Consider the following 11,535-nt stretch of genomic DNA (forward strand, 5'->3'; position numbering starts at 1 on the left):
GTAAAAGATATTTTAGGGTATTCTATCAACGAAATAGTGGGAAAGTCCCTTCATAGTTTTTTACTTTCAAAAGAAAATCTAGAAAATCTATTTTTTATACTAAAAGAGCGTAAAAAAATCAAAAACTATGAAATAAAAGTGATTTCAAAGCTAGGAGTAACTAAAAGACTGCTTTGTAATTTTCAAACGATTGAAAATCAATATTACCAAAATAACAAATTGCTTAGAGACATTGTAGGCATAGAAGGAATTGCTAGAGAGGTAAATGAAACTGAAAAAACAAATAAGGAAACAATAAAGTCGAAAAAAGAAGACATAGAGCGAATCTTAGAAAGCAAAAAACAGTTTTTGGCAGATATGGGTCATGAAATCAGAACTCCTATGAATGGAATCATAGGAATGATTGATTTGTTGCGAACTACTCCATTAGATAATGAACAAAATAATTATATAAATACTATTGAAGGTGCTTCAAAAAATTTGTTGTCTATCTTAAATAATGTATTAGATTTATCTAAAATAGAGGCAAATAAAATGCTTTTGAAACCAGAAGTATTTGAAATAGAACCTCTTTTAAACCAACTACCTCTACTTTTTGAAAAAGAACTGCAAAAAAAATCAATCTCACTTTCTATCTCGTTAGAAAAAGGAACTTCTCAATATATAATAGCAGATAAAAGCCGTTTGTTACAAATTTTCAGCAACCTTGTTTCTAATGCTATTAAGTACAATAAGCCAAGAGGAAGTGTTACGGTTTCGGTCAAGACACTCAAAGAAGAAGACAAAAGACTACTCTTACAGGGAGAGGTGAGAGACACAGGAATAGGAATTCCAGAAGAAAACCAAGAGTTTTTATTTGATTCTTTCTCCAAACTGCAACACAACTATCAAAAAACAGTGAGTGGAACAGGTTTGGGACTGACCATAACCAAACAGCTTGTAGAAATAATGGGAGGAACTATACAAGTTTGGTCAAAAGAAAATGAGGGAAGTACATTTAGTTTTTCGTTTGAGGCTCTAAAAAGCATGGGGCATAATGTTCAAGACAACATAAATACCACAGATGACAACACAACTCAAAATGAGATTAATTCTTCTGATTGGGAAAATTCCTTTGTGGGCAATCCTTCCATATTGTTAGTAGATGATAATGCTACAAATTTGCTAGTGGCAGAGATAATACTTACAAAAGCAGGATGTAAAGTCGTTACGGCAGTAAATGGTAAGGAAGCCATTCAAAAAATAAAAAAAAATCAGTTTGAATTAGTATATATGGATATTCAAATGCCTGAAATGGATGGTGTAACTGCCACACGCTTCATAAAACGTCTTAAAATCTCTGTTCCTCCTATCATTGCACTGACAGCATTTACGGTAGCTGAAGAAAAAGAACGTTTCATTGATGCTGGAATGGATGATTATTTGGCAAAGCCTGTGAAGGCAGAAACTCTTGTTCGCAAAACGAAACAGTGGATAGATTCCCATTTTTACGCTACCAAGAGTGAGACAAAATCATTAGAAAAACAAAAGCCTACACCAAAGTCAAAGTCTATTAGTCAAACCAATTCAGTTACTGAATCACTAAACACTCTACCTATTGTCAATACACAAACAGCGCAACAGCTTCAAAAGTGGGGAGGAAGAGAATTGGTAGATGAGTCGTATCAACTTTTTGAAGAAGAAACTACTGGACTCTTAATTGAGGCAATAATGGCTTTCAATAAAGGAGATAGAAAAACATTAAAACTTCACGTACATACTATTAAAGGCAGTGCAGCCACATTGGGTATTGATAGAATGGCTAGTTTAGCTACAGAAGTAGATACTATGCTAAAGGCTGATATTAATGCTGATGTTTCTGACCAAATGCAAGCCTTCGAACATTCCTTTGAAGAATATAGACTCAATTATAGGATTATCTTGAATTTGTAAATAACCTAACTCATATCTATTACACGCCTTCCTCATCTTCAAAATATTTAACTCTAAAGAAGCTTCATCTATTGTTTCATTAAAATTTTTAAGCTTTGATAAAAAACGCCTTATTTTTAATCGTCTTATCAATTTTCACCTCTTGTTCAAAAAAATTCTATACAACAACTTTAGTAGGATTAGATGCTATTGAAGAAACTCCAATCCCTATCGTAATAAAAAATGACTTAGCAAATAATGTTACTGCCATAATAGAGAAAGAACAAATTTTACTCGTTTATAATAAAGATTTTTCAGACAGTGTTGAAGTTGAAATTGAGGAAAACAAGTGTATTTTTATGTATTGGAAATATACTCTATCAGCAGAGGAAATCATAAAAAACAGAAACAAAACAATAATATTGGATTTTCTAACTACACCCATTTATGAACCTATTGGAATCTACAACTTTGAAAAAAATACGCTTTTAGATTCTAGTATGAAGTCTGATATTGATATGGTTTATAATACTACTGGAGATATAGAGAATTATGGTGTAGAAATAATGATTTTTTCGCCAAACATAGAAGCTATTAAATCTTATATCATTTTAGAAGACATCAGAAAATATATTCAGCAAAAAAACTTCAAAAACAAACACATAGAACAGCGATATATTGATTTATCAAAATTACCTAAAGAAAAACCTTATATCTTAATTCGTCCTTTTTTGGTTTGTGATGAAGAAGAATAGCCTATTCCGAAGCTCTACTAAAAATTCTAGCCAAAACTGCTTCCACTAAAACTGCTATCAAAGCTGCCACAATAAAATATCTCCACAAGGGAATATTTTCATTTTTTTCTTTGAATGTTTTTGCAAACTCTTTTACATCGCTATTTCCAAGAGAAAAAACTTGTACATTCGAATTTGCTGCCCATGCTGTTTTAATCTCTTCTTCTGAATGAAAATCAAGATAAGATTCCTCTCTTGAATAATTGAAAGCTAAAAGAGTTTCTATTTTTTGAGTTTGTTTGTTTCGTATATAATACAAACCAGCCTTTAACGATGAACGAGGAATTTCAAAAATCAGTTTATTTCCCGAAATACGCTGTGATGGAATAATAGCTTGACTTTGAGTTGTATTTCCCTGTTCTATATTCTGATTAATAGCAACCAGTTCAAAAATAGTATTTTTTTGAAGTGAATCTAAAGACAAAATAGCTGTTTGGTCTTCCAAATTGTAGGCTAACAAATCAGCTTGCGAAAGACTACTCAATGCTGTTTTGTACATTGTCGGAACGAAAAGAGCATGTTTTCCAAAGCCACTCCAGTTTTCCTCTAATGGAGCTGCACAGACAAAAACATTTCCTTCGGCTGTCTGTTGGCGCATCAAGAAAGGTTGTCCGTTTCTAAATTTTAAAATAGACTGTCCAGATGAAAGCCCAGACCAAACACTTGTCGCTACTGGCATAGACATAGACGATGAAATTTGCTCAAAAACACCATCAAAAAAGGGTTCATTTTCTGATGGAGGTAAAAGGGCTAAACCTACTCCAGCCTCTGCATTCATGCTACGAACAGAAATTCCCAACGCTGAGTTAAAATCATTAGGCTTTGAGCTAGGAGACGGAAAAACCAAAACATTTCCCCCACCAGAAAGAAACTTTCTTAAAGCTCGTTGCAGAGCTTCATCCAGCGATGAGATTCCCTCCAAAACTACTAAATCTGTATTTTGAAGGACATTATAATCCAAGTTTTGCGTAGAGGTAGCTGAAAAATTAAAAAAGTCTGCGTTTGTAAAAACATTTCTAATATAAACTTGCGCTTCACTTTGTCTTTCAAATATATTTAAAATATTTATTTTTGGAGCTATTCTTAGCGTAAAAAAATAGTCGTTATCAAACAAAATGGGATAATCTTCTATGCTTACTTTTGCTGAAACTGTTCCTGTGGTTTTGGTAACAGAAAAATTCATTTCAATTTCCTGCACGCTCTGTGCTGCTAGGCTTACTACGCTTGCCGAAACTTGTTTTCCATCAATAAAAAGTTGTAAACTTTTGTTCTCAACAGATTCTGTTCCCAAATTTCTGACACGAATTGTAATATTTTGTGGTGTATTGGGCTGTACAAACGGATTATCCAACCAAACCGAATCTATAAGCAAAGTCGAAACATTTGTAGGAGAAATAGGCAAAACATAATAATTATAAGCTGAATCAAATGCTATTTCATTCAAATTTGGGAGCATTTTTTTCTGAAAATCTGAAACCCAAAATATATGTCCTCCTTCGCCGTTGGTCTGATTTTGTTTGGCTTCAAAGGTTCGGAGTTGTTTTTTATACACCTCTGAAAAATCACGAGAAATTCCACTAAAATCTATGGTAGAAAGTTTGTCTGTAATATTGGTTTTGGGATAGAAGAAATTGGTATTTCCTTCAAAAGAATTATCTAAAAGTTGAAAAGTAGCCGATTTTGGAAACAAATCTGGAACAGTTTGAGCGTATGTAGCACCCAAGTCTAAAAGTCGTTTGTTGTCTTGCTCGTTTTGAAGGCTAAATGAATTATCCAAATAAATAGAAACCCTTTGGCTAGAAGAGAAAGCAGAACCATCTTTATCATTTTCAGAAGGCAGTACAGGGCGAGCAAAAGCCAACACTAAAAAACCAATAAATGCCATACGAGCCAACATTATCAAGATATGTTTTAGGCGATTTCTTGACTTTGAAATTTGCTGAACTTCCTTTAAAAACTCAACATTGGTAAATAATACCTTTTTAGGACGTTGGAAGTTGAAAAGGTGAATAATGATTGGAATAATCATCAGAAACAACACCCAAAGAATAGAAGGATAGAGAAATTGCATATTTTACGATAACCAAACCCTAAGAACCTTGAAGAATCTTAGGGTTTCAATATTTTTTATAAGATAATTCTAAACTAAAAAACGAATTTACATAAATCTTTACTAAGAATTTCCTATAAAACTATAAAAGTACTTCTTGTGTTAAAGGTAAGCCGTTTGACCTACAAATCAATCCTTATACTTCTCCTACCCTTTTCAATAATATACTTCTTTTAACTTTTCGGTTATTCGTTCTGTTCCGTATATTTTCACAATAATTCTGTTCTCATCTTGATTATTTGTGATTTTCATTATCCAGTTTTTATTTTTATCAAATAATCCTATAATAGTATCTCCACTTTGGTCTGCTGTGTCATTAGTCAGTAATTCAAATATCAATGATAAGTCATTTCTATTTTCAATTTTACCGATTCCCACTAGTTGAGTTATCGCATTATCAATCATATTGATTTTAAACCAATTAACATCGTTTTGCTGTTTTTTGTCAATTAGTCTTATAGATTTTCTTAAAAACGAATTCAGCTTTTCTTTATGATTTGTTTCACTGTCATTCAAAGAAATATCAAATAACTTGACACCTTTAGCAACTCTATTTAGAGATAAGTTTTGGTTAAAAATTAGTTCTTCTCTAATCCAGTTTTCTATTTCCGAAAAATTCATTCTCTTTATATTAACATTCTTTTTTATTTACCATTACCAACATTCCAAAAAATAATATCAGTAATGGTAAAGCTTTCATTCTCATTGGCATTTCAACAAAGTAATACCTACAAAACCAAAAATTAATCCTTATACTTCCCTTTCGTAAACTCATTATGATTTACTTCTACTTTTTGAAACTGCAATATTTTTGAATCATTACACAAATAATCGGTTGCATTAGCTTCAATAAAACAGTGTTGTAAGGTAATAGCATTTGATTGATTGACTTTGAAAAGGCTATAATCTGAGTAATTTGAGTTTTCTGTACGATTTTTTTCAAAAGAACAGTTTTTGAAATTTACTCTGCTGCAACTCTGAATATTTACCAAATCATAAACACCATTATCTTCAAAGACACAATTCTCAAAACTAATGTCATTTGAACCATTGAGTGTCATAATAGAATAAGTACAACTTCTAATAAATGAGTTTACACAAACTAAATTAGAAACGTTGTTTGTTGTGATGCCTTCAATACCACTTCCATACATAATCGTATTTTTGATATAAAAATCTTTACTATTTTCTATCTTAAAAACGCCTCCCACACACGAGCCTTTGCTCGCTCCGTGTCCTGCATCTACGTTTTCAATCGTTACGTTTTCACAGTTATTGAACGAGATTACATTTCCATAATCTGGGCGTGCATACATACGAACAGGCGTATTTCCTGTTCCTACAATTTTTAAGTTTTTCACATCAGAAATCAGCAATTCGTAGCCATCATAGACTTCAACAAAGCTATAATATTTTCCCACCTTATTCGCACTTGCAAGGTCTGAAATAAAAAAGGAATGTCCTTTGAGTTTGATGGTGGTGTTGGAGGCAATAGAATTTAAAAAACCTTCTACTGTCGTTACCGTAACTACTTTAGTTTTTACGTTTTGGACTCCTCCGTTTTGTTCTTTTTTAGGTGGCACTTGAGCATAAGAATTGCTATAAATAAAAAAAACAGCAAATAAAAGTAGAGATTTGATAAGTGATGAAGTATTCATAGAAAATTAGTTTGAAGTTGAGATTTGCATGTCAAAACCTTTGACTCTTGCACATTTTTTTTTGAATAAAGACTTGTATCTTTGTTCTTGTATAAATTTTATAAAATTATTGGTACTGACCCATCGGTCTGACCTTCGCTTAATCAACCAAAAAGATAGTGAATTTTTCGCTTTTTATAGCCAAAAGAATCCGAAGCCAAAAAGGAAGCAGTTTTTCAAAAGTCATCACACGCATTGCGATTGGAAGTATTGCGCTTGGAATTGCTGCTCTTATTATTTCTATGGCAATTTTTGAAGGATTCAAACAAACTATTTTAGATAAAATAGTAAGCCAAACAGGTCATATTCAGATTCTTAAATTTGATATGAATAACTCTTTCGAAACCAGTCCACTTTCTACGCAAAGAGATTTTTACGACTATTTGAAAGAACAAGAATACATTTCTCATATCCAACCCTACACACAAAAACCTGTTTTACTTAGAACAGATGAAGACTTGATGGGATTAGTCTTAAAAGGGGTCGATGTAGGATATGATACTACAAGTTTTAAGAAAAACCTAATAGAGGGACGTTTTATTCAGTTTGATACAAGTAATTATTCTAAAGAAATTATTATAAGTCAAGACACAAAAAATAAATTGCGTCTTTCAGTTGGCGATGATTTGCTCGCTTTTTTCCTACAAAACCCACCACGCCAAAGAAAATTAGAAATAGTAGGAGTTTATCAGACAGGAATAGAAGATTTTGATGAGCGTTTAGTCTATTGCGACCAAGCAATGCTACAACGACTAAATGCTTGGGGCGATACACTTGTGGGTGGCTATGAAGTTTTTTTGAAAGATTTTGATGAAATAGATGCTATCTACGATGAAGTAGAATCGAATAGCGACTACGATATGTATCTTCAAAAAGTAACCAATACATTCGCACATTTTTTTGAATGGTTTTCGATGGTCAATAAAAATGTAACTATTTTTTTAAGTGTGATTCTATTTGTGGCACTTTTTAACGTTGTATCTGTTTTGTTAATCTTGATTACAGAACGTGTTACAATGATTGGAATGCTCAAAGCATTAGGTGCAACAAGTAGCCAAATTCTAAAAATATTCTTTCAAAATGGTTTAATCATTCTTTGGAAAGGAATTTTGATAGGAAATAGTATTGGAATTTTGTTTTGTTTGATTCAAGATACATTCAAAATTATTCCTTTAGACATTGAAACTTACTATATGACAAGCGTTCCTATTTCTTGGAATATTCCTCTAATTCTATTGCTCAATCTAGGCATTATTGCATTGGTTATCTTTATTCTTTGGATTCCTTCTATTTTTATCAGTAGAATAAAACCTATTAGAGCCATTCGTTTTGATTGAATAACATTGATAGTAACACAGTTTAAATAATCAAAGATATTATCTACTCTGACTTCTATAATAATTAGGATAACAGTTTATTTTCTTAAAAAATAGTCTGCTAAATGAAGTGGCGTTTTGAAAACCAAGTTCTAGCGCAATTTGACAAATGGGAAGATTTGTCTTTTGGAGCAATGTTTTTGCCCTTTCTATGCGTAGATACTGTACGTACTGATAAGGAGAAAAACCAAAAGCAGCTTTGAAAAGTCGTAGAAAATGAAACTTAGAAAGACATGCCGTAGCTGCCAAGGCTTCTAAATCAATATTTTGATGGAAATAGGTTTGCAGAAAATCCATTGCATAACTCAAACGCTGATAGATTTCAGTTTGGGTAGTCTTTTTTAGAGCAGGAATACGTTTTATATCAGAAATAATATCTTTTCGCTTAGAAAGTAGATGCAAAAAAAGTGTTCTCATGTATTCTTCCCAAAAAAGTGAGTTCTGATAGTTTTCCTGATGTGCTTTTTGAAGATGCCATAGAATAGAGAGAAATTGAGGATTTTTTCGGTAAAGCTGATTGGGAAATTCTATGGTTTTTGAAGCAACATTTGAATTTGAAAAGCTGTAATTTTCTAACAAATCTTCATAAGAAGTGGTAAGTGAGGGCAAAAGCTGTTCTACAAACTCATCTCCAAAATGAATATTAAACGTCTTGACAGGCTTTTCCATCAAGAGAGAATACGGTTGATCTTTATTGGAAAGACAAAAATACTTCAAGGGAATTTTACGCAGTTTGCCGTCTATCACGCATTCACTTTCCCCTTCCAAATTCATAAAAAGTGATAGAGAAGCCTTGATATTTGTTCGCTCTTCTCGTTTTGTATTGGCTGAAATAATAACGCTTGGAAAACCTTTATGTGTAGTTCCGTGAACTGGATTTTGAAAATATCCTCTCTCAATCTGTGATTTGAGCCATTTTATATCTGGAAACTGACGAGAAAGTATCATAATTTTCTAATAACTAACAGACAATTTTTCACATACTTTTTTACTAAGAACTTCCTCTTTTTTTTGATTTTCTTCCAACAAAAATACTTTCATCGTGCCATCATATTTTTCAATGTCTAAAACTTCTATTTCTAATCCCAAACTTATCTGGCGACTATTCAAAAACTGTAAAAACTCCAACGAAGATTCCGAAACGGCTACTATTTTTACTTTATCTCCTACTTTGCATTCACTCAATTTTAATTCAGAACTCATTTTATTTTCTATCTGTCCGTCTTTATTGGGAATAGGCGAACCGTGTGGGTCAATATTCGGATAGCCTAAAAGTTCGTCCATTTTATCAAAAAAGATAGGCGATTTGATGTGTTCGATTTGCTCTGCAATGGCGTGGACTTTCTCCCAACCAAAACCCATTTTTTCTACCAAAAACATTTCTGTAAGACGGTGTTTGCGAACAACAAGGGCAGCCGTTGTTTTCCCTTTTTCAGTCAGTTTGATAGGTTTATATTTTTCATAAATAACCAATTCTTTTTCGTGCAAACGCTTTATCATGCTGTTTGCTGTGGGCGTACTGACAGAGAGTTTTTTACTAAGCTCCGACAAGCTCACTTCACTTTCTGGAGAGGCAAGTTTGAAAAGTGCTTTTAAGTAATTTTCTTCTGTTTGAGAGTTCATCGAATTGGTTTTTTTCTGCATTGAATTAAAACTAAAAATACAAATTTTCTTTCTCACATACTAAAGTATGTTCTACATTTTCACACTCTGAAGAGTGTGCTACTTTAGCCATTCTACTATTTTTGGAAAATGGTCGTTTGCAGCGTCTTTGTGTGTAAGCATGTTGTTATGGTCGTAGTCGTGTAGGTTTTGGTTTTCTTTTGACAAAAGCCAAAACTCATCTTTTTCATTGTCCATTTCTTCTTTGAGGAGTTTGACATCATTCGGATTGCCTAAAATAGTATCATTTATGGCAGCAATATGAAGCGTTTTGGGAAAGTATTTTTTCTCATTTTTTAGCTGCTGAAAAGCCTTTTGATAATCAAAACTATCTCTACAAAGCCACTTGTCTTCATAAATCCATCTGTTGGATTCTCTTATAAATTCTCTACTTTCATTGTCTGTTCCAAACTTAAATTTTGTATTGGGAAAATATCCCATCGTCTTGCTCAAAATTTTTCCAGTAACATTCCAAACCAAATCTATTTTTACTATTTTTTCTCTTCCCTTTGTTCTGATTCTTCGTTTGCTTCCAAAAAACACCATTTTCTTTGCTGCTTCGGCGACTTGTGGAAACCGAATCATAAACGGAGGAATCATTACTCCACCCCAAGAGTGCGCTCCCCAATACATTGGAAAACTACCTTTTATTTCTCTGACTTTGTTAGCAAAGGCTGGCAAATCTTCCAAAATATATTCTGTCTGCCCAAAAGTAGAGTATTTACTTATATTTGGCGTGCTTTTTCCTTTGCCTCTAAGGTCTGCTACAAAAACATCAAAACCATTTTGAGCCAAATACGAACCCAACCCTTTTTCATTTTCAGAATAAAAAATACGTCCGTTTTCTACACTTCCATGAATGAGAAGAATAGAAGGTAGATTTTGCAATTTTTCCTTATCTATTTCTTGTTTATGGATTCGTTTTAGATGAAGAATGTCATTGCTCTCATTTTTTAAATCAATAAAAAAAGATTCATACTTTAATGGCATTATTTTTTGATTAGTCTTTCTAAAATTTACTATTCACTTATTTTTTTTCAAAACTTTATACAAAAAAAGGTGTTTTGAAAGCAACAAACAAGTTTTTATGACTTTTTCTATTTGTTTTCAAATCACTTTTTAAACTCTATTTTTTTATGAAGAAAATATCTTATCTCTCTTTTATTGTGCTGCTCTACTTTGTAACAGCCTGTGCTACTGCCCCACTCACAGGCAGAAAACAGTTAAAACTTTTACCAGATTCTGAAATTCATCAGATGAGCTTTCAAGCCTACAACGAAATGCTAAGTCAGCAAAAAGTTGTGAAAGGAACTAGCGAAGCTCAAACTGTACAGCAAGTAGGAGAACGCATCCAGTATGCTGTTGAGACCTATTTAAAACAAAATAACCTATCTCATTTGATAGAAGGCTTTAAGTGGGAATATAATTTGGTAGAAGAAGCCTCTGCCAATGCCTCTTGTATGCCAGGTGGAAAGGTTGTTTTTCATACAGGCATCATGCCGATTTGCCAAACGCCAACTGGTGTAGGTGTCGTGATGGGACACGAAATTGCTCACGCTGTGGCAAGCCATGGAAATGAAAGAATGAGTCAAGCTATGGCAGCACAGGGCGTTTTATCACTAGGAGCAGCTTTTATGAACCAAAAGCCAACCCTTGCGAATCAGCTTATTTTGCAAGCTGCTGGAATAGGCACACAGGTAGGACTTTTAAAGTTTTCAAGAGACCAAGAATCGGAAGCCGACCGTTTAGGGCTTATCTTTATGGCAATGGCTGGCTACAACCCCAATGAAGCAGTACCGTTTTGGCAACGTATGAACGCACAAGCAGGAGGACAAGCTCCACCAGAGTTTTTATCTACTCACCCTCATGCTGATACACGAATAAATAATCTTAAAAAATGGATGCCAGAAGCGATGAAATATTATAATGCTTCGCCGTATAAAGGGAAACCTTAATTTTTATTATTCAATTTGTGGGACAGTGTC

At 33.1% G+C, this 11,535-nt stretch carries 10 protein-coding genes; 4 read left to right on the forward strand and 6 right to left on the reverse strand.

Annotation, left to right across the window (positions count from 1 at the left end; translation table 11 throughout):
* The coding region (locus tag QZ659_RS05775; RefSeq protein WP_291723280.1) for an ATP-binding protein at positions 1-1,932 on the forward strand (1,932 nt) is incomplete at its 5' end.
* A 95-nt stretch (positions 1,933-2,027) separates the two neighbouring features.
* A complete protein-coding gene (locus tag QZ659_RS05780) occupies positions 2,028-2,666 on the forward strand; it encodes a hypothetical protein (protein WP_291723283.1) in 639 nt (212 codons plus the stop codon).
* A 1-nt stretch (position 2,667) separates the two neighbouring features.
* Here the strand turns inward: QZ659_RS05780 and QZ659_RS05785 are convergent, their stop codons facing one another.
* From QZ659_RS05785 to QZ659_RS05795, 3 genes are all read right to left on the reverse strand, one after another.
* Positions 2,668-4,776: a BatA domain-containing protein gene (locus QZ659_RS05785; protein ID WP_291723286.1), complete on the reverse strand. Its 2,109-nt coding sequence runs from the start codon at positions 4,774-4,776 to the stop codon at positions 2,668-2,670.
* A gap of 195 nt (positions 4,777-4,971) precedes the next feature.
* The gene (locus QZ659_RS05790; RefSeq protein WP_291723289.1) at positions 4,972-5,436 is read right to left on the reverse strand and encodes a hypothetical protein; all 465 of its coding nucleotides are present in this window, start codon (positions 5,434-5,436) and stop codon (positions 4,972-4,974) included.
* A gap of 122 nt (positions 5,437-5,558) precedes the next feature.
* Complete coding sequence (locus tag QZ659_RS05795) at positions 5,559-6,473, reverse strand: right-handed parallel beta-helix repeat-containing protein (protein WP_291723292.1); 915 nt, start codon at positions 6,471-6,473, stop codon at positions 5,559-5,561.
* A 158-nt stretch (positions 6,474-6,631) separates the two neighbouring features.
* Here QZ659_RS05795 and QZ659_RS05800 point away from each other — a divergent pair, with 158 nt between their 5' ends.
* Positions 6,632-7,849 (forward strand): ABC transporter permease, encoded by a 1,218-nt coding sequence (locus tag QZ659_RS05800; protein ID WP_291723295.1) that lies wholly within the window; start codon positions 6,632-6,634, stop codon positions 7,847-7,849.
* A 39-nt stretch (positions 7,850-7,888) separates the two neighbouring features.
* On the opposite strand, the gene QZ659_RS05805 is transcribed toward QZ659_RS05800, so the two are convergent.
* The 3 genes from QZ659_RS05805 to QZ659_RS05815 all read right to left on the reverse strand — a co-directional run bounded on the left by QZ659_RS05805 (position 7,889) and on the right by QZ659_RS05815 (position 10,540).
* Entirely contained in the window at positions 7,889-8,836 is a 948-nt protein-coding gene (locus QZ659_RS05805; protein ID WP_291723298.1) for a helix-turn-helix domain-containing protein, read from the reverse strand.
* Between the two features lie 6 nt (positions 8,837-8,842).
* Entirely contained in the window at positions 8,843-9,511 is a 669-nt protein-coding gene (locus tag QZ659_RS05810) for a metal-dependent transcriptional regulator (RefSeq protein WP_291723301.1), read from the reverse strand.
* A gap of 99 nt (positions 9,512-9,610) precedes the next feature.
* Positions 9,611-10,540 carry an alpha/beta fold hydrolase gene (locus tag QZ659_RS05815; protein WP_291723304.1) on the reverse strand — a complete coding sequence of 310 codons (930 nt, stop codon included), beginning with the start codon at positions 10,538-10,540 and terminating at the stop codon, positions 9,611-9,613.
* 146 nt (positions 10,541-10,686) lie between these two features.
* On the opposite strand from QZ659_RS05815, the gene QZ659_RS05820 reads away from it, so the two are divergent.
* Positions 10,687-11,505: a M48 family metallopeptidase gene (locus QZ659_RS05820; protein WP_291723307.1), complete on the forward strand. Its 819-nt coding sequence runs from the start codon at positions 10,687-10,689 to the stop codon at positions 11,503-11,505.
* The last annotated feature ends 30 nt before the right edge of the window (positions 11,506-11,535 follow it).

It is taken from the genome of Bernardetia sp. (genome assembly GCF_020630935.1).
In the GTDB taxonomy this organism is placed as follows: Bacteria; Bacteroidota; Bacteroidia; order Cytophagales; family Bernardetiaceae; genus Bernardetia.